A 257-nucleotide genomic window follows, 5' to 3' on the forward strand; every position below is an offset into this window, starting at 1 on the left:
TTGAGGTTCTGGTATGGCGCCTACAAACCGGAGAAGCGCGGTGATGAACATTACCCCAAAGGAGATTAAGGTGGACATGTAGAGTAGCGCGTAGGGAAGGCGCAACGCGACCGAAGGACGAGAGGCCCCTTGGATCGTCATTTCAAAACTGAGGATGGTTGCATACGCGAGAAATGAAAGCATTGCGAGATCCGCCAAGCGCCTCACGTAACCCGCAAGCGATGGCGGCAACATATCTAGGAAAAAGGTAATGCGTA

Annotated in this window: 1 protein-coding gene; it reads right to left on the reverse strand. The window is 52.5% G+C overall.

The genetic code is table 11. The features are described 5' to 3' along the window. Positions 1-252, reverse strand: a 252-nt coding sequence (locus SB816_RS33135; RefSeq protein ID WP_410548393.1) for a TRAP transporter small permease subunit, incomplete at its 3' end; no start/stop codon positions are given. Positions 253-257 lie beyond the last annotated feature (5 nt).

Origin of the sequence: Achromobacter sp. SIMBA_011 (assembly GCF_046535435.1) — a bacterium.
Lineage (GTDB): Bacteria > Pseudomonadota > Gammaproteobacteria > Burkholderiales > Burkholderiaceae_B > Achromobacter > Achromobacter dolens.